Origin of the sequence: Bordetella parapertussis (genome assembly GCF_020735925.1) — a bacterium.
In the GTDB taxonomy this organism is placed as follows: domain Bacteria; phylum Pseudomonadota; class Gammaproteobacteria; order Burkholderiales; family Burkholderiaceae_B; genus Bordetella; species Bordetella pertussis.
Genome location: NZ_CP085971.1, coordinates 3,800,449 through 3,818,088 on the forward strand (window position 1 = coordinate 3,800,449; position 17,640 = coordinate 3,818,088).

Sequence of the window (17,640 nt, forward strand, 5' to 3'; positions counted from 1 at the left end):
TCAACCCTCCGCCGCCATGCGGCGCAGCGCGAAACGCTGCAGCTTGCCCGTCTCGATGCGCGGCAGCGCATCGACGAACTCGATGGCGCGCGGATACTTGTACGGCGCGATGCCGGCCTTGACGAAGGCCTGCAGCGCCGCGGCCAGCGCGTCGTCCGGCTCGTAGCCGGGCTTGAACACCACATAGGCCTTGACCAGCTGCCCCCGGTCGTCATCCGGCGCGCCCACCACCCCGCACTCGGCCACCGCCTCGTGGCGCAGCAGCGCGTCCTCGACCTCCGGGCCGGCGATGTTGTAGCCCGCCGAGATGATCATGTCGTCGTTGCGCGCCTGGTAGAAGAAATAGCCATCGTCGTCGCGCAAGAAGGTATCGCCCGGCAGGTTCCAGCCTTGCTGGACGAAGCGCTGCTGGCGCTCGTCGGCCAGATAGCGGCAACCGGTGGGGCCCTTGATGGCCAGCCGCCCCACCGTGCCGTTGGGCACCGGGCGCATCTGCTCGTCGACCACCTCGGCCACGTAGCCCGGCACCGCCTTGCCGATGGCGCCCTGGCGGACCTCCTCGGGGGGGCTGGAGACGAACACGTGGATCATCTCGGTGCCGCCGATGCCGTCGATCATCTCGATGCCGGTGGCCTGCCGCCACAGCTGGCGGGTGGCGTCGGGCAGCGCCTCGCCGGCCGACACGCTCTTGCGCAGCGACGAGATGTCGTACTTGGGCGCGAGCGCGGCCATCTGGCGATAGAAGGTCGGCGCGGTGAACGAGATGGTGGCGCGGAAATCGTGGATCAGCGCCAGCAGCGTGTCGGGGCTCAGTTTCTCGGCCAGCACGGCGCTGGCGCCCACGCGCAGCGGAAAGCACAGCAGCCCGCCCAGCCCGAAGGTGAAGGCCAGCGGCGGCGTGCCGCAGAAGATGTCGTCGGGCCCCGGCCTGATGACGTGGCGCGGGAACAGGTCGCACATGGCCAGCACATCGCGGTGGAAATGCATGCAGCCCTTGGGCGCGCCGGTGGTGCCGCTGGTGAAGGCGATCAGGCACACGTCGTCGGCGGCGGTGTCGCAGGCCGGGAAATCCTCCGGCTTGGCCGCGGCGCGCGCGTCCAGCGCATCGGGCGCGCCGTCGTTGAACAGCATGACCTGGCCCAGTCCGGGGCAATAGTGCTCGTGGGCGGGCGCGGCGCAGTGCAGCGCCTCGTCCTTGAGCCGGGCATCGCACAGCACGGCCTGCACCTGCGCCTTCTCGATGATCTGCCTGAGCTCCTTGGCGCGCAGCAGCGGCATGGTGGGCACCGTGACCAGCCCGGCCTTGATCGCGCCCAGCCAGGCGGCGGCCATCATCGGATTGTTGGGGCCGCGCAGCAACAGGCGGTTGCCCGGCACCAGGCCCATGTCCTCGACCAGCACGCGGGCGATGCGGTTGGTCAGCGCCTGCAGCTGGCCGTAGGTCATGGTCTCGATCCGCTCGTCCTGGCGCCAGCGCAGCGCCACGCGTTCGCCATGGCCTTGGCGCACCATGGCGTCGACCAGCTCGGCGGCGCAATTGAAGCGCTTCGGATAGGCCACGTCGGGACCGTCGAGCAGGAATTCGGGCCACTCGCTCGCGGGCGGCAGGTTGTCGCGCGCGAAGCTGTCCAGGTGTGCGGAGGGTTCCATGGTTGTTTCCCCTGTGTCGATGATGTGGATCTCGCCGCGCTCAGGACTTGAGCAGTTCCCGGGCGATGATCAGTTTCTGCACTTCCGTGGCGCCCTCGTAGATGCGCAATGCCCGGATCTCGCGGTAGAGGCGCTCGACCGTGGCGCCCGCCACCACGCCCGCGCCGCCGAACATCTGCAAGGCCCGGTCGATGACCGCCTGGGCCGATTCGGTGGCCGTCATCTTGGCCATCGCCGCCTCCCGCGTGGTGCGCACCTCCTGCACGTCGCGCATCCACGCGGCGCGGTAGGTCAGCAGCGCCGACGCATCGACGGCGGTCGCCATGTCGCCCAGCGCGGCCTGCGTCAGCTGCAGGTCGGCCAGGGTCTGGCCGAACATGCGGCGCCCGCGCGCCCGCGCCAGGCCCTCGTCCAGCGCCCTGCGCGCAAAGCCCAGCGCGGCGGCCGCCACCGAGGCGCGGAAGATGTCCAGCGTCATCATGGCCAGCTTGAAGCCCTGCCCCGCCTCGCCCAGGCGCCGGGACGCCGGGATGCGGCAGTCGGCAAAGCGCAGCCGGGCCAGCGGATGCGGCGCGATCAGGTCGATGCGCTCGGCGATCTCCAGCCCCGGCGTGCCGGCATCGACCACGAACGCGCTGATGCCGCGCGCGCCGGGCGCCTCGCCGGTGCGCGCGAACACGCAATAGAAGTCGGCGATGCCGCCGTTGGAGATCCAGGTCTTCTCGCCATTGAGCACATAGCCGTCGCCGTCGGCGCGCGCCTCGCAGGCAAGCGCCGCCACGTCCGAACCCGCCTCGGGTTCGGACAGCGCGAAAGCGGCGATCGCCTCGCCGCGCGCCACCGGCGGCAGGTACTGTTGACGCAGCGCATCGCTACCCATCAGCGAAATGGCGCCGCTGCCCAGCCCCTGCATGGCGAACGCGAAATCGGCCAGCCCGTCGTGGCGCGCCAGGGTTTCGCGCAGGATGCACACGGCGCGCGAGTCGATCTTGGGCAGGCGCCCGCCCCAGCCGCCGCCCGGCCCGGCCGGCACCGCATATCGCAGCCAGCCGGCCTGGCCGAGGCTGCGCACCAGGGCGCAGCAGGCGGCGTCGGTGTCGCGATGGTCGATGGCCGCCAGCGCCGGGCCGCACCAGGCCTCCAGTTCGCGCGCCAGTTCGCGATGGAGGGGGTCGAAGAAGGGCCAGTCCTGCCAGGAGAGATCCGGCATGCTCAGTCCCCCTCGAACACCGGCTTGCGCCTGGCCACGAAGGCATCGTAGGCGCGGCGGAAATCCTGCGTCTGCATGCAGATGGCCTCGTCCACGCCCATGTTCCATTCCTGGTGCAGCAGCTTCTTGGTCACGCCGTGCGCGAAGGTCGGACCGGCGGCCAGCTGCTCGGCCGGATCATGCAGCGCATTGAAGAACCCCCATTACAGGCCCTCGTCGGCATTCATGGCGCGGCCGGTGTACAGCAGCTCGCTGGCGCGGCCCTGGCCGATCATGCGCGGCAACAGCGTGCAGGCGCCCATGTCGGCGCCGGCCAGCCCCACGCGCGTGAACAGGAAGGCCGTGCGCGCCGCCGGCGTGCCCAGCCGCATGTCCGAGGCCAGCGCCATCATCGCCCCGGCGCCGGCGCACACGCCGTCCACCGCCGCCACGATGGGCTGCGGACACGCCCGCATGGCCTTGACCAGGTCGCCGGTCATGCGGGTGAAGTCCAGCAGCTCGGGCATGCTCATGCGCGTCAGCGGCCCGATGATCTCGTGCACATCCCCGCCCGAGCAGAAGTTGCCGCCCGCGCCGGTGAGCACCACGACCTTGATGTCGGTGGCGTAGACCAGGCCGCGGAACAGATCGCGCAGCTCGGCGTACGAGTCGAACGTCAGCGGGTTCTTGCGTTCCGGCCGGTTCAGCGTGATGGTGGCGATCTTGCCGTCGTCGGACACCTGCCACTGGAACGTGCGCGCGGCATGGCCGGCATACGGCCGCTTGTGGTGCTTCATGGTGTGGACTTGCTCGGATTGCGTCATTTCCTCTCCGTTTTCGGGTTCTCAGCCAGTCATGACTTCGCCGCCGTCGACGGCGATGGCCTGGCCGTTGATGGCTGCCGAGGCGGGCAGGGCCAGCCAGGCCACGGTTTCCGCGACTTCCTCGGGGTTGATCAGGCGTCCTTGCGGATTGCGTTCGGCCAGCGTGGCGCGCGCCTCGGCCTCGCTCAGGCCGGTCTTCTCCACGATGTTGGCCACCGCGCCGCGCACGATGTCGGTTTCGGTGTAGCCCGGGCACACGGCGTTGACCGTGACGCCCTTGCGCGCCGTCTCCAGCGCCAGCGCGCGGGTCAGGCCCACCACGCCATGCTTGGCGGCGCAGTAGGCGCTGACGTAGGCGTAGCCGATCAGGCCGGCGGTGCTGGCGACGTTGACCACCCTGCCCCAGCCGCCATCCAGCATCCCCGGCAGGGCCGCCTGGATGCAGTGGAACGTGCCGGTCAGGTTGACCGCCAGCATGCGCTGCCACAGCGCCTCGTCGGTGCGGTCGAAGCGCTGGCTGACCGCCTGGCCGGCGTTGTTGACCAGGATCGCGACCGGCCCGAGCGCGCGCGCGGCCTGCTCGAATGCCGCGCGCACCGAGGCGGCGTCGGCCACGTCGGCGCTGGCGGTCTGCACCCGGCCGGCGCGCGCCAGCTGGTCGGCGGCGGCATCCAGGGCGCCGCCGTCACGGCCCAGCAAGGTGACGCTGGCGCCGCGCGCCAGCAGCGCGCGCGCGCACGCCAGCCCGATGCCGCGCGCACCGCCCGTAACCAGGGCGTGGCGCCCGGCCAAGGCCTGTGTGGATGTGCTCATTTGATGTCCAGTTGCGCCAGCATGGCGGCGCGTTCGAAATTGGTTTCCAGTTGCCGCTTGCCGGCCACGTACTGGTCGGGCCAGTGCACATCGCGATAGCCCACGCGGGCCGCCTCGCGCAACGTCCAGGCGGCATCGGCCAGGTGCGGGCGCGCCAGCGCGCACAGGTCGGCGCGGCCCGAGGCGATGATGCCGTTGGCGTGGTCGGCCTCGAAGATCGCGCCCACCGCGATGGTGGCGATGCCGGCCTCGTTGCGCACCCGGTCGGCGAACGGCGTCTGGTACATGCGGCCATATACCGGCTGCTGGTCGGGGCTGACCTGTCCCGACGAGCAATCGATCATGTCCGCGCCCGCCGCCTTGAAATGGCGGGCGATCTCGACCGCGTCGTCGGCGGTGATGCCGCCCTCGACCCAGTCGTGCGCCGAAATCCGCACCGACATGGGCAGCTCGGCCGGCCAGGCCTGGCGCACCGCGCGGAACACTTCGAGCGGATAGCGCAGGCGGTTCTCCAGGCTGCCGCCATACTCGTCGTCGCGCTGGTTGGTCAGCGGCGAGATGAACGACGACAGCAGATAGCCGTGGGCGCAATGCAGTTCCAGCCAGTCGAAGCCGGCCCGGGCGGCGCGCCGGGCGGCGGCGGCGAAGTCCTCGCGCACGCGGTCCATGTCGGCGCGCGTCATGGCGCGCGGCGTCTGCGACACGCCCGGCAGGTACGGCAGCGCCGAGGCCGACAGCAGCGGCCAGTTGCCCTCGGGCAGCGGATGATCCATCTGCTGCCAGCCCAGCTGGGTCGAGCCCTTGCGGCCGGCATGGCCGAGCTGGATGCCGATGCGCGCGGCGCTGTTGCCGTGCACGAAGTCGACGATGCGGCCGAAGGCGCCGGCCTGCTCGTCGTTCCACAGGCCGGGGCAGCCCGGGGTGATGCGCGCGTCGGGCGAGGTGCAGGTCATCTCCACCATGACCAGCCCCGCGCCGCCCAGCGCGCGCGCCCCCAGGTGCACCAGATGGAATTCGCCGGGCACGCCGTCGACGCAGGAGTACATGGCCATGGGCGAGACCACGATACGGTTGGCCAGCCGCACGCTGCGCGCCTGGAACGGCGTGAGCATGGGCAGCGGCGCCTGCGCGCCCGGCGCGGGCCCGGCCCCGGCGCGCTCGGCGATCCAGGCCTCGTATCCTTGCAGCCATGCGGCATCGCGCAGCCGCAGGTTCTCGTGCGAGATGCGCTGCGAACGGGTCAGCAGCGAATAGGCGAATTGCTCGGGCTCCAGGTTGGCGTAGCGCCGCACGTTCTCGAACCATTCCGTCGAGTTGCGCGCCGCGTTCTGTATTTTCAGCACTTCCACGCTGCGCACGTCTTCGTAGTGCTGCAGCGCGCCGCGCAGGTCGCCGCGCCGGCCGTCCAGGCAGCGCGCCAGCTCGATGGCGTCTTCCAGGGCCAGCTTGGTGCCCGAGCCGATGGAAAAGTGCGCCGTGTGGGCCGCGTCGCCCATCAGCACCACCGGCACGTCGCGCTCGCCGCGCGGCGTCTGCAGGCGGTTCCAGCGCACCCAATGCGGACAGATCACGCGCGGGAAGCGGATCCAGATGGCCGCGCCGCGTATGTGCTTGGCGTTGCTGATCAGGCGGTGGCCGTCCAGCCAGGGCGCGAACAGCCGCTCGCAATAGGCGATGCCGTCTTCCTGGCTCATGCCCTCGATGCCGGCGGATTGCCAGGTTTCCTCGGGCGTCTCGACGATGAACGTGGACAGCCCGTCCTCGAAGCGATAGGCATGGGCCTGGAACCAGCCGTGTTCATTCTGCACGAAGGCGAACGTGAAGGCGTCGAATACCTTGGTCGTGCCCAGCCAGACGAAGCGGCAGCGGCGCTGGTCGATATCGGGGGTGAAGGTGTCGGCGTAGCGGGTGCGCACCACGCTGTTGATACCGTCGGCGGCGATGACCAGGTCGGCGTCGTAGTCGCGCGCCAGGGCCTGGTCGTCCTGCACGAAGGTCTCGAACACCAGCTTGACGCCGACCTCCTCGCAGCGGGCCTGCAGGATGTTGAGCAGGTGCTTGCGGCCGATGCCGATGAAGCCGTGGCCACTGGTGCGGATGCTGCGGTCCCTGTAGTGGATCTCGATGTCGTCCCAGTGGTTGAACGCGTCGCCGATGGTCTTGGCCGATACGGGGTCGGCCTGGCGCAGGTTGTCCATGGTGGCGTCGGAGAACACCACGCCCCAGCCGAAGGTGTCGTAAGGGCGGTTGCGCTCGATGACGGTCACTTCGTTGGCCGGATCCTGCAACTTCATCAGCAGGCCGAAATACAGGCCGGCGGGGCCACCGCCCAGGCAGACTATCTTCATCGCGTTACACGCTCCGTGGCAGGCGCCGCCCTGTCCCGCGCGGACGCGCCTGATATGTTCAACCCTTGATAGTTTAGGCTTGAAATATATACCCTAGGGACGGGCTTCGCAAGACGGGTTTCCCGCAGGAACGTGCCGTCCCCAAAAGCGCTGCGCCGGACAGGCCGGCGCAGGAAGGAAGACTTCGGGAAGGCGGGCGCCGCGCTCACACCCCCAGATAGCGCTCCCACAGGCCGCGATCGGCGTCCAGCGCCGCGGAATCGCCCTTCCAGACCACCTTGCCGCGCTCCAGGATGACATGGCGGTCGGCCAGGCCGAGCAGGCGTTCGACGTATTTGTCGATGACCAGGATGGTCTGGCCGGCTTCGCGCAGCCGCGCCAGGCAGGTCCAGATTTCCTCACGGATCTTGGGGGCCAGCCCCTCGGTCGCCTCGTCCAGGATCAGCAGGCGCGGATTGGTCACCAGGGCGCGGCCGATGGCCAGCATCTGCTGCTCGCCGCCGGAGAGCTGGTTGCCCATGTTGCCGGCGCGCTCGCCCAGGCGCGGGAACAGTTCGAACACGCGCTGCGGCGTCCAGGGTTGGCCGATGGACGGATTGCGCGCCGCCACGAAGGCCGTCAGGTGCTCGCGCACCGTCAGGTTGGGAAAACACTGGCGTCCTTCCGGCACGATGGCCAGGCCGGCGCGCGCGATGCGGTCCGGGCTCCAGCCGCCGATCTCCTGGCCGGCGAACCGCACCGAGCCGGCGCGCAGCGGCAACTGCCCGAACAAGGTGCGCAGCAGCGTGGTCTTGCCCATGCCGTTGCGGCCCAGCAGTCACCACCTGGCCGGCGCCGATCTCCAGGTCCACGCCGAACAGCACCTGGCTGGCGCCATACCCGCTTTCCACGGCGTTCACATTCAGCATCGGGCGCCCTCCAGCGCGGCGGTCTGTTCCTCGTCGCCCAGGTAGGCCTGGCGCACCTCCGGATTGGCGCGGATCTGCTCGGGCGTGCCGGTGGCGATCACCCGGCCGTACACCAGCACCGAGATGCGGTCGGCCAGCCGGAACACGGCCTGCATGTCATGCTCGACCAGCAGCATGGCGGCCCGGCCGCGCAGCGTTTCGATCAGCTCGGTCAGCCGCAGGGTTTCGTCCGGCCCCATGCCCGCCATGGGCTCGTCCAGCAGCAGCACGCTGGGACGGGCCGCCAGCGCCAGGGCGAACTCGACCTTGCGCTGCTCGCCGTGCGGCAGCGTGCCGGCCGGACGTTGCAGCATGCCGGCATCGATGGCGCACTGGCGCGCCAGCTCGTGGGCGGCATCGTAGAGTTCGCGTTCGGCGGCGCGCCGGCGCCAGAAACGGAAGCTGCTGCCGGCGCGTGCCTGCACGGCCAGCAGCAGGTTGTCCAGCACGCTGAACGATTTGAAGATATTGGTGATCTGGTACGAGCGCGACAGCCCGGCGGCCACGCGCTGGTGCGCATTGAGCGCGGTGATGTCGCGCTCGCCCATCTTCAGGCTGCCGGCATCGGCCGGCAGCGTGCCCGACAGCAGGTGGATCAGCGTGGACTTGCCCGCGCCGTTGGGGCCGATCAGGGCGTGGATCTCGCCCGGCGCCAGCGTGAGCGAGACCCGGTCGGTGGCCACCAGCGCGCCAAAGCGCCGCACCAGTCCGTCGGCCCGCAGCGCGGGGGAAGCAGCAGGCGCGTTCATGTTCCGGCCCTCGTCGAATCGGCGCCGGCGCGGCCGGCGAACCAGGGGCCCACCAGGCCCACCAGCCCGCGCGGCGCGTCCAGCACCACGCACAGCAGCAGCACGCCCAGTGGCAGGTGCCAATACTCGGTCCATTGCCGCAGCACTTCTTCCAGCACCAGCATGACCACGGCGCCGGCCACTCCGCCATAGCGCAGGCCGATGCCGCCGACCAGCACCATGATCAGCAGGTTGGCCGATTGCGTCCAGTGCATGAGGCTGGGCGAGATGAACAGGTTGTGGTTGGCCAGCAGGGCGCCGGCCAGCCCGGCCGCGGCGCCGCTGATGACGAAAGCCGTCAGCTTCAGCCGGTACACCGGATAGCCCAGCGACTCCATGCGCGACTCGTTCTCGCGTATGCCCTGCAGGGCGGCGCCGAAGCGCGAATCGACCACGCGGCCGAACACGCCCATGAGCACGGCGAACAGGACCAGCACCAGATAATAGAAAGTCAGGTCATTGGCCAGGTCCAGCCCGGGAAGCGTGGAATAGCCCGACAGGTTCAGGCCGTCCTCGCCGCCATACTGGCGCAGCGAAATGAACACGTAATAGACCATCTGGGCGAACGCCAGGGTAATCATGATGAAGTACACGCCGCGCGTGCGCAGCGAGATCGCGCCGGTGATCCAGGCCAGCGCGCCGGCCAGCGCGATCGCCGCCGGCCAGGCCAGCAGCGCCGAAGTGATGCCGGCCGCCCCCAGGATGCCGACGGCGTAGGCACCGGCGCCGAAGAAGGCGGCATGCCCCAGCGCCACCATGCCGCCGTAGCCCAGGATCAGGTTGAGGCTGGTGGCCGCCAGCGCGTAGATCAGTACGCGCCGCACGAACGAGATATAGAAGTCCAGGCCCAGCGCCGGCGCAACCAGGGGGAAAAGCGCCAGCGCGGCCAGCAGGGCCAGCGTCCACAGAGTCGATCTATGCATGGCTCACCCGCGCGCCGGAAACAGGCCGGCCGGAACACCAGCACCCCCGCCATCAGGACATAGATCGCGATGGCCGCCAGCGTCGGCCCGACGCTGGAAGCCACGGCGGGCGGAAACACCTGGCGCAGCAGCATGGGCAGGAAGGCCCGGCCGGCGGTGTCGACCATGCCGACCAGCAGCGCGCCCACGAAGGCCCCGCGAATCGAGCCGATGCCGCCGATGACGATGCACACCAGCACCAGGATCAGGATTCCCTCGCCCATGCCGATCTGCACGGCGGTCACCGGCCCCAGCAACGCGCCGGCCACCGCGGCCAGCATCGCGCCCAGCACGAACACGCCCAGGAACAGCAAGGGCACGCGCACGCCCATCAGGGTCGCCATCTGGCGATTGGAGGCGCCGGCGCGCACCAGCACGCCGGCGCGCGTGCGCGTCACGAACCAGTACAGGCCGGCGGCGGCCGCCAGCCCGAACACGATGATCATCAGCCGGTAGGCCGGATACAGCAGATCGGGCAGCAGGCGCACCGGGCCGGACAGGGCGGCCGGCATGTTGAGCATGACGGGCGCCGGCCCCCAGATCATCTTGACCAGGTCATTGGCGATCAGGATGACGGCGTAGGTGCCCAGCACCTGGGCCAGGTGGTCGCGCACCGCCAGCTTGCGGATCAGCGTGAGCTCGAGCACCGCGCCCACCAGGCCGGTGGCCAGCGCGGCCACCAGCACCGCCGCCGTGAAGGACCCGGTGCGCTGCATGGTTTCGGCCGCGACATAGACGCCGGCCATGTAAAGCGAGCCGTGCGCCAGATTCATGATGTCCATGATGCCGAACACCAGGGTCAGGCCGGCGGCAATCAGAAACAGCATCAACCCGAACTGCAGACCGTTCAGCAACTGCTCGACGATCAACGTAAACGTCATGAAACACTACCCCCGCGTCGCTCACGCCCGGACGGGCCGCCCGCGAGCCTGTTTGGCCGGCGGCCGCCGCCCGCGCGGCCGCCGCCGGGGCCTGTCCTAGAGTTTGCAGTCGCCGACGTAGACGTCCTGGTACTTGTCGAACACCTTGCCGGTCAGCTTGTTGGTGATGCGGCCGCTGCCGTCCTTCTCGACCACGCGTGCGTAGTAGGCCTGGATCGGGTAGTGATTCTTGCCGTAGGTGAAGCTGCCGCGCACCGACGGATAGTCGGCCTGCTCGAGCGCCTTGACGATGGCGTCGCGGTCGGAGGCCTTGCCGCCGGCCTGCTTGACCGCCGCGTCGATCGACATGATCACGTCGTACGCCTGGGCGGCGTACACCGACGGATAGCGGCCGTTGTATTCCTTGCGGAAGGCCTCGACGAACTTCTTGTTCTGCGGCACGTCCAGGTCATGCGCCCACTGCGCCGTGTTGACCATGCCCAGCATCGGTTCGCCCACGGCCTGGATCACGTCCTCGTCGGCCGAGAAGCCCGGGCCCACCAGCGCGGTGCCCTGCGCCAGGCCGGTCGAGACGAACTGCTTGACGAAATTGATGCCCATGCCGCCCGGCAGGAAGATGTACACCGCATCGGGCTTGGCGGCGCGGATCTGCGCCAGCTCGGCCGCGTAGTCGATCTGGCCCAGCTTGGTGTAGAGCTCCTCGGCCACGGCGGTCTTGTAGCCGCGCTTGAAGCCGGTCAGGGCGTCCTTGCCGGCCGGATAGTCCGGCGCCATGATGAACACCTTCTTGTAGCCGCGGTCCGCGGCCACCTTGCCGGCGGCCTCGTGGAAGGCGTCGTTCTGGTACGAGTTGCCGAACCAGAACTTGTTGCACTGCGCGCCCGCGTACTGGCTGGGGCCGGGGTTGTTAGACAGGTAGGGGATCTTGGCGGCGAACAGCGCGGGCCCTACGGCCAGCGCCACGTTCGAGCCGATCGGACCGGTGAAGAAATCGACCTTCTCGCGCTGGATGTAGCGCGTCACCAGCTGGCGCGCCTGGTCCGGATTGCCGCCCATGTCGGTCTGCAGGAATTCGGCCTGCTGGCCGCCCAGCTTGCCGCCCAGTTCCTTGATGGCCAGGTTGAATCCATCACGCGCCTCGGCGCCCAGCGCCGCGAACGGTCCGGAAATGTCGTTGGCGATGCCGACCTTGATCGGATCGGCGTTGGCCAGGCCGGGCGCAAGCGCCAGGGCGGCCAGCAGGGAAGGGATGAGACGCATGGTGGAAGCTCCTTGCGCTTGGCGCGCGGCAGGTGTGTTCTTATGAGACGTTCGATTCGGATGCTTCAGTGCGCAGCCCGCCGCCGGCGCGGCGCGCGGACCCACAGCCCCGCGCGCCCGAGGCCGCCGCAAGAATTTGCGGCAAGGAACTGGCGTGCGTCATAGTTTAGGTTTAAAGTATTCCGCAAAACAAGTCTAGGGTTTTTCCCAATAAACCACGCCATGGCCGCTATCTACCGTCATTACGATCGCGCTGCGCTCGATGTGCAATACAACGCACGCGCGACAGTACCCGACATCCAGCCGATTCTCAAGCGCTATGCCGAGGCCAGCCAGCAGGCGCGCGACGCGCTGCCGTGCACGCTGGACGTCCCCTATGGCGATCACCCCGACGAATTGCTCGACATCTTCCCGGCCGACGGCGTGCGCGCCGCCCCGGTGCTGGTCTACATCCATGGCGGCTACTGGCGCGCGCTCAACAAGAGCGATTCGTGCAACATGGCGCCGGCCTTCACCCGCGCCGGCGCGCTGGTGGTGGCGGTCAACTACTCGCTAGCGCCGGCGGTCACGCTGGACCGCATCGTCGACCAGAACCGCCGCGCGCTGGCCTGGATACACCGCCATATCGCCGAGTACGGCGGCGACCCGGCCCGCATCACGATCTGCGGCAGTTCGGCCGGCGGGCACCTGGTGGGCGCGCTGCTGGCCGGCGGCTGGCACGGGCAGTACGGCGCGCCCGAGGACATCGTGCACAGCGCCGCCCCGCTGTCGGGGCTGTTCGACCTGCGCCCGCTGGTGCACACCCACATCAACGAATGGATGCGCATGAGCCCGGCCGACGCCGAGCGCAACAGCCCCGCCCTGCACATGCCGCGGCGCGGCTGCCCCATCGTGGTCAGCTACGGCGAAACCGAAACCGACGAATTCAAGCGCCAGAGCGACGACTTCCTGCGCGACTGGCAGGCGCTCGGCTACCCGGGCCGCTACATCCCCATGCCCGGCACCAATCATTACGACATCGTGCTGACCCTGAACGAGCCCGCCGGCGCGCTGACGCAGGCGATCTTCGCGCTGATGGGCCTTGCGCCCCCGCCCACTCCCTCTATCCGCTGAGCCATGATCGACACTCCCGACCTGGAAACGCGCGCCGCGCCCGAGGACCATCACGCGCTGCGCCTGTGGCTGCGCATGCTGACCTGCTGCAACCTGATCGAATCGGAGATCCGCAGCCGGCTGCGCACCGAGTTCGACACCACGCTGCCGCGCTTCGACCTGATGGCGCAGCTGCAGCGCGCGCCCAAGGGCATGAAGATGGGCGAGCTGTCGCGCCACATGATGGTCACCAACGGCAATATCACCGGCATCACCGACCAGCTCGAAAAGGAAGGGCTGGTGGTGCGCACCAAGGTGGAGAGCGACCGGCGCAGCTCGGTGCTGAAACTGACGCCGCAGGGCAAGCGCACCTTCGCCCGCATGGCGCGCGCGCACGAAAGCTGGGTCACCGGCATGCTCGACGACCTGCCCGAGGCCAGCCGCCACGCCATGTACAAGGCGCTGGGCGAGCTGAAGCTGCAGGTGGTGGCCCATCGCGCGCTGGCCCAGCGCGACGGCGCCTCGTGACAGGCCGGCCACGCCGGCGCCGGCCCGGCGCATAATTCCACCATGATTTCCCTGTCCGTTCCTGGCGGCAATTTCTACCTGGCAATGGCGCTGTCGCTGTTCTGCCTGAGCACCCTGCTGACCTGGGCGGTCACGCTGGCCGCCAACCGCGGGGCGCGCCGCTGGCTGGCGGCGCACCGCCGCCTGGGCCCGGCGCTGATGGTGCTGCTGGCGGTGGCCGGCGCCATCTTCCCCTACCAGCATTTCAGCCAGTGGCGCCAGGCGCAGCGCGAGGCGCGCGAACAGGCCGCCCGGCGCGCCGTGCTGGAGGCCGCCCGCCGCGTCGACGGCATCGACATGCCGGCCGGCACCGAACTGCGGCTGGCCGAACCTGGCCGGCTGGACAGTTTCCAGGGCGCGGACTTCCCGGTGCCCGCGCACGTGGCCGGGCTGCGCGTCACGCGCCTGGTCCGCCACGGCGCCGCGCCGGGCGGCCGGCAAGGCTGGTCGGTCACGCTTGACGGCAACCAGCGCATCGACGGCTGGCTGTGCTCGCGCGGCCACCAGGTCGAATTGGCCGTGCGGGATGGCACGCCCGCTTTCGCCGGCTGCCACCTGGCCGCCGGCAACGAGATCGGCGGCGCGGCCGTGCCGCCCGGCGCCTGGGTGGCGGCGCGCCAGCCCGGCCCGTGGCTGCTGCGCACCGAAGGCAGCGACCCGCTGGACGTGGGCCGGCTGCCGCTGCTCAAGGTGGACATGACGCTCGACGACCGGCGCCAGGTCGCCGGTTTCGAGGGCCTGCTGGCGCGCGAGCTGACCCTGGGCGAGATGACCTACCCCACCGGCACCCGGGTGGCCAGCGCGCCGGCCGGCCTGGCGCAGGCCCAGGCGGGCGACCTGCTGTTCAGCCCCTCGCGCGGGCGGGCCGCCCGGCGCGGCGCGGGCACCGAGATCGTGGCCGGCAAGTCGGTGCTGCAGGCGCCCGACGGCACGGTGCGCGCGGTGCTGGCCAACCGCGACGCCGGCGTGCTGGATTTCGCCGCCGTGCGCATGGCCCCCTAGCAGTAGTGGGATAATAGCCAGCTTCAGACGCCGCCCAAGGCGCCGCCCTGCCCTATGAGACGAAGTCATGGCCGTTAATCTGCAGATTCCCTCCGAATCCGAAATCCTTCCCGTCGCCGGTGTCGAAATCGGCGTGGCCGAAGCCGGCATCCGCAAGGCCGGCCGGCGCGACCTCACGGTGTTCCGCCTGGCGCCGGGCAGCGCGGTGGCCGGCGTGTTCACGCGCAACCGCTTCCGCGCCGCGCCGGTGCAGGTGTGCGAAGCGCACCTGGCCCAGGGCGGCCCGATCCGCGCCCTGGTCGTCAACACCGGCAACGCTAACGCCGGCACCGGCGCGCCCGGCCTGAAGAACGCCCAGGACACCTGCGCGGCGCTGGGCAAGCTGCTGGACGTCCCCGCCGAACAGATCCTGCCGTTTTCCACCGGCGTGATCCTCGAGCCGCTGCCGATGGACCGCCTGACCGCCGGCCTGCCGGCCGCGGTGGCGGACCTGCGGGCCGACGGCTGGTACGGCGCGGCCCACGGCATCATGACCACCGATACGCTGCCGAAGATCCATTCGCGCCGCGTGGACATCGGCGGCAAGACCGTCACCATCACCGGCATCAGCAAGGGCGCCGGCATGATCCGGCCCAACATGGCCACCATGCTGGGCTTTCTGGCCACCGACGCCGGCATCGCCCAGCCGCTGCTGCGCCAGCTGGCCATCGAGCTGGCCGACGTCTCGTTCAACCGCATCACGGTCGACGGCGACACCTCGACCAACGACTCGTTCATCCTGATCGCCACCGGCCAGGCCGGCGTGACGGTCGACAGCGCCGGCGACGCGGCCTATGCGGCCCTGCGCGATGCGCTGGCCGCCGCCGCCACCGACCTGGCGCAGAAGATCGTGCGCGACGCCGAGGGCGCCACCAAGTTCATGACCATCCGCGTCGAGGAAGCCGGCAATACCGAAGAGGCCCTCAAGGTGGCCTACGCGGTCGCGCACTCGCCGCTGGTCAAGACCGCCTTCTTCGCCTCCGACCCCAACCTGGGCCGCATCCTGGCGGCGATCGGCTATGCCGGCATCGACGACCTGGACGTCTCGCGCCTGCGCCTGTGGCTGGGCGACGTGCTGGTGGCCGTCGACGGCGGCCGCAACCCCGACTACCAGGAAGCCGACGGCCAGCGCGTCATGAAGCAGGCCGAGATCCTGGTGCGCATCGCGCTGGGCCGCGGCCAGGTGGCCGACACGGTCTATACCTGCGACTTCTCGCACGAGTATGTCACCATCAACGCCGATTACCGTTCCTGAACCGGAACACCCCGGCGCGCATGGCCGCGGCGCACGCCGCCCGGCCGCCGCGCGCCCGCAAGCCCCGTCTGCAGCGCGCGGCGCCATCCCCGTCCGCGCGCCTGCCGGCCCACCGCGCCCTATCCCGCGGCGCGGCGCCGGCGTCATCGAGCAACCGTAAACGCGGCGTCCCGCCGGGCGCCGCCGCCAAGGAACCGCAGTGACCGCAACAGACCTCACCCCCCTCCTCGCCCGCGCCAAGCGCGTGCTGGCGCAACTGGAAGCCTGGCTGCCGCCGGCGCCGCCCGACATCGACTGGTCCGCCCACGCCTACCGCTGGCGCAAGCGCGGTTCGCGCGGCTGGCTGGACGCCGTGCGCCACGTGGCGCGCATCGAGCTGGACGATCTGCAGCACATCGAGCGCCAGAAAGACATCATCGACCGCAACACGCGCCAGTTCCTCGAATCCAAGCCGGCCAACAATGTGCTGATGACCGGCGCGCGCGGCACCGGCAAGAGCTCGCTGGTCAAGGCCATGCTGGCCGCCTACGGCGACCGGGGCCTGCGCCTGATCGAAGTGGACAAGTCCGACCTGGGCGACCTGGCCGACATCGTCGAGCTCGTGGCGGCGCGGCCCGAGCGCTACATCGTGTTCTGCGACGACCTGTCGTTCGAGGAAGGCGAGGCCGGCTACAAGGCGCTGAAATCCGTGCTCGACGGCTCGGTCGCGGCCTCGGGCGACAACGTGCTGATCTACGCCACCTCGAACCGCCGCCACTTGATGCCCGAATACATGAGCGAGAACCTGGCCGCCAAGCACCAGCCCGACGGCGAGATCCACCCCGGCGAAACCGTCGAGGAAAAGATCTCGCTGTCCGAGCGCTTCGGCCTGTGGCTGTCGTTCTACCCGTTCAAGCAGGACGACTACCTGGACATCGTCTACCACTGGCTGCGCGAGCTGAACTGCCCGGCCGACCAGATCGAGGCCTCGCGCACCGAGGCCCTGCAGTGGACGCTCGAACGCGGCTCGCGCTCGGGCCGGGTCGCCTATCAATTCGCACGCGACTGGGCCGCCCGCCATGTCTGAAAAAATCGTCGATGTCGCCGCGGGCCTGATCCTGCGCCCGGATGGCCAGCTGCTGCTGGGGCAGCGCCCCGAGGGCAAGCCCTGGGCCGGCTGGTGGGAGCTGCCCGGCGGCAAGCTGGAGCCGGGCGAAACCGTGCTGCAGGCCCTGGCGCGCGAACTGCATGAAGAGCTGGGCATCCGCGTGACCGAGGCGCACCCCTGGGTGACCTATGTGCACGTCTACCCGCACACCACCGTGCGGCTGGCGTTCTGCCACGTCACCGGCTGGGAAGGCGAACCCCGCGGGCTGGAAAACCAGCGCCTGGAATGGGTCGACCCGGCGCGCGCGCACGAGGTCGGCGACCTGCTGCCGGCGGCCCTGCCGCCGCTGCGCTGGCTGCAGCTGCCCACCGCTTACGCCATCAGCGCCATCGGCGCGCCCGCCGCACTGGCCGATTTCACCGCGCGGCTGCGGCAAGCCCTGGACGGGGGCCTGAAACTGGTGCTGCTGCGCGAGCCCGACTGGCCCGGCGGCGCCGACGCCGCTTCGCTGCGCGACGCCATGCAGGCCATCCTGGCGCAATGCCGCGCCGCCGGCGCGCGCCTGTTGGTCAGCAGCCGCCATCCGCAGGCCTGGTGGCGCGAAGCCGACGGCGTACATCTGACGGCGCGCGACGCGCAGGCGCTCAAGCAGCGTCCGGCGCTGCCCGAGGGCGCGCTGGTGGGCGTCTCGGCCCACGGCCATGCCGAGATCGTGCATGCACGCGACCTGGGCGCGGATTTCGCGGTGCTGGGCCCGGTGCTCGCCACCGCCAGCCACCCGGAGCAGGCGCCGCTGGGCTGGCCCGGCTTCGCGGCCGGCATCCGCGACGCCGGCATGCCGGTCTACGCGCTGGGCGGCCAGTCGCCCGCCACCCTGGCCGAGGCGCGCCTGCACGGCGCGCACGGCATCGCCGGGATCCGCGGGCTGCTCTGACG

14 protein-coding genes and 2 pseudogenes are annotated in these 17,640 nt (G+C 70.2%); 6 read left to right on the forward strand and 10 right to left on the reverse strand.

Annotation, left to right across the window (positions count from 1 at the left end):
* From LK409_RS17920 to LK409_RS17965, 10 genes and pseudogenes are all read right to left on the reverse strand, one after another.
* The gene (locus tag LK409_RS17920) at window positions 1-1,650 is read right to left on the reverse strand and encodes an AMP-binding protein (RefSeq protein WP_010929316.1); all 1,650 of its coding nucleotides are present in this window, start codon (window positions 1,648-1,650) and stop codon (window positions 1-3) included.
* Window positions 1,651-1,690: 40 nt separating this feature from the next.
* Window positions 1,691-2,860: an acyl-CoA dehydrogenase family protein gene (locus tag LK409_RS17925; RefSeq protein WP_010929317.1), complete on the reverse strand. Its 1,170-nt coding sequence runs from the start codon at window positions 2,858-2,860 to the stop codon at window positions 1,691-1,693.
* A 2-nt stretch (window positions 2,861-2,862) separates the two neighbouring features.
* A pseudogene (locus LK409_RS17930) lies at window positions 2,863-3,663 on the reverse strand (enoyl-CoA hydratase family protein).
* A 21-nt stretch (window positions 3,664-3,684) separates the two neighbouring features.
* Window positions 3,685-4,476 (reverse strand): SDR family NAD(P)-dependent oxidoreductase, encoded by a 792-nt coding sequence (locus LK409_RS17935; RefSeq protein WP_003815002.1) that lies wholly within the window; start codon window positions 4,474-4,476, stop codon window positions 3,685-3,687.
* The gene (locus tag LK409_RS17940; RefSeq protein WP_010927122.1) at window positions 4,473-6,824 is read right to left on the reverse strand and encodes a bifunctional salicylyl-CoA 5-hydroxylase/oxidoreductase; all 2,352 of its coding nucleotides are present in this window, start codon (window positions 6,822-6,824) and stop codon (window positions 4,473-4,475) included. Before LK409_RS17940 ends, LK409_RS17935 begins: the two co-directional genes overlap by 4 nt.
* Window positions 6,825-7,029: 205 nt before the next feature.
* A pseudogene (locus LK409_RS17945) lies at window positions 7,030-7,732 on the reverse strand (ABC transporter ATP-binding protein).
* A complete protein-coding gene (locus LK409_RS17950) occupies window positions 7,726-8,520 on the reverse strand; it encodes an ABC transporter ATP-binding protein (RefSeq protein ID WP_003815010.1) in 795 nt (264 codons plus the stop codon). Before LK409_RS17950 ends, LK409_RS17945 begins: the two are co-directional and overlap by 7 nt.
* A complete protein-coding gene (locus tag LK409_RS17955) occupies window positions 8,517-9,482 on the reverse strand; it encodes a branched-chain amino acid ABC transporter permease (RefSeq protein WP_010929318.1) in 966 nt (321 codons plus the stop codon). The genes LK409_RS17950 and LK409_RS17955 overlap by 4 nt, the downstream gene beginning before the upstream one ends.
* Window positions 9,368-10,402 carry a branched-chain amino acid ABC transporter permease gene (locus LK409_RS17960; protein ID WP_101613829.1) on the reverse strand — a complete coding sequence of 345 codons (1,035 nt, stop codon included), beginning with the start codon at window positions 10,400-10,402 and terminating at the stop codon, window positions 9,368-9,370. Before LK409_RS17960 ends, LK409_RS17955 begins: the two co-directional genes overlap by 115 nt.
* A gap of 96 nt (window positions 10,403-10,498) precedes the next feature.
* Window positions 10,499-11,662: an ABC transporter substrate-binding protein gene (locus tag LK409_RS17965; RefSeq protein WP_003815015.1), complete on the reverse strand. Its 1,164-nt coding sequence runs from the start codon at window positions 11,660-11,662 to the stop codon at window positions 10,499-10,501.
* A gap of 222 nt (window positions 11,663-11,884) precedes the next feature.
* Here LK409_RS17965 and LK409_RS17970 point away from each other — a divergent pair, with 222 nt between their 5' ends.
* The 6 genes from LK409_RS17970 to LK409_RS17995 all read left to right on the forward strand — a co-directional run bounded on the left by LK409_RS17970 (window position 11,885) and on the right by LK409_RS17995 (window position 17,638).
* A complete protein-coding gene (locus LK409_RS17970; protein WP_003815017.1) occupies window positions 11,885-12,775 on the forward strand; it encodes an alpha/beta hydrolase in 891 nt (296 codons plus the stop codon).
* A 3-nt stretch (window positions 12,776-12,778) separates the two neighbouring features.
* Entirely contained in the window at window positions 12,779-13,282 is a 504-nt protein-coding gene (locus tag LK409_RS17975) for a MarR family winged helix-turn-helix transcriptional regulator (protein ID WP_003815019.1), read from the forward strand.
* Window positions 13,283-13,324: 42 nt separating this feature from the next.
* Window positions 13,325-14,323, forward strand: coding sequence for a hypothetical protein (locus LK409_RS17980; protein WP_003815022.1), 999 nt, complete (start codon window positions 13,325-13,327; stop codon window positions 14,321-14,323).
* Between the two features lie 67 nt (window positions 14,324-14,390).
* Window positions 14,391-15,617, forward strand: a complete 1,227-nt coding sequence (gene argJ, locus LK409_RS17985; protein ID WP_003815023.1) for a bifunctional glutamate N-acetyltransferase/amino-acid acetyltransferase ArgJ — start codon at window positions 14,391-14,393, stop codon at window positions 15,615-15,617.
* Between the two features lie 199 nt (window positions 15,618-15,816).
* Window positions 15,817-16,683, forward strand: a complete 867-nt coding sequence (locus LK409_RS17990; RefSeq protein WP_010929319.1) for an ATP-binding protein — start codon at window positions 15,817-15,819, stop codon at window positions 16,681-16,683.
* Entirely contained in the window at window positions 16,676-17,638 is a 963-nt protein-coding gene (locus tag LK409_RS17995) for a Nudix family hydrolase (RefSeq protein WP_003815027.1), read from the forward strand. Before LK409_RS17990 ends, LK409_RS17995 begins: the two co-directional genes overlap by 8 nt.
* The last annotated feature ends 2 nt before the right edge of the window (window positions 17,639-17,640 follow it).

Coding starts and splice junctions, on each gene's coding strand:
- LK409_RS17935 (WP_003815002.1), bottom strand. CDS start 4,476: ATGAGCACATCCACACAGGCCTTGGCCGGGCGCCACGCCCTGGTTACG.
- LK409_RS17960 (WP_101613829.1), bottom strand. CDS start 10,402: ATGACGTTTACGTTGATCGTCGAGCAGTTGCTGAACGGTCTGCAGTTC.
- LK409_RS17995 (WP_003815027.1), top strand. CDS start 16,676: ATGTCTGAAAAAATCGTCGATGTCGCCGCGGGCCTGATCCTGCGCCCG.
- LK409_RS17920 (WP_010929316.1), bottom strand. CDS start 1,650: ATGGAACCCTCCGCACACCTGGACAGCTTCGCGCGCGACAACCTGCCG.
- LK409_RS17970 (WP_003815017.1), top strand. CDS start 11,885: ATGGCCGCTATCTACCGTCATTACGATCGCGCTGCGCTCGATGTGCAA.
- LK409_RS17925 (WP_010929317.1), bottom strand. CDS start 2,860: ATGCCGGATCTCTCCTGGCAGGACTGGCCCTTCTTCGACCCCCTCCAT.
- LK409_RS17965 (WP_003815015.1), bottom strand. CDS start 11,662: ATGCGTCTCATCCCTTCCCTGCTGGCCGCCCTGGCGCTTGCGCCCGGC.
- LK409_RS17955 (WP_010929318.1), bottom strand. CDS start 9,482: ATGCATAGATCGACTCTGTGGACGCTGGCCCTGCTGGCCGCGCTGGCG.
- LK409_RS17980 (WP_003815022.1), top strand. CDS start 13,325: ATGATTTCCCTGTCCGTTCCTGGCGGCAATTTCTACCTGGCAATGGCG.
- LK409_RS17940 (WP_010927122.1), bottom strand. CDS start 6,824: ATGAAGATAGTCTGCCTGGGCGGTGGCCCCGCCGGCCTGTATTTCGGC.
- argJ (WP_003815023.1), top strand. CDS start 14,391: ATGGCCGTTAATCTGCAGATTCCCTCCGAATCCGAAATCCTTCCCGTC.
- LK409_RS17975 (WP_003815019.1), top strand. CDS start 12,779: ATGATCGACACTCCCGACCTGGAAACGCGCGCCGCGCCCGAGGACCAT.
- LK409_RS17950 (WP_003815010.1), bottom strand. CDS start 8,520: ATGAACGCGCCTGCTGCTTCCCCCGCGCTGCGGGCCGACGGACTGGTG.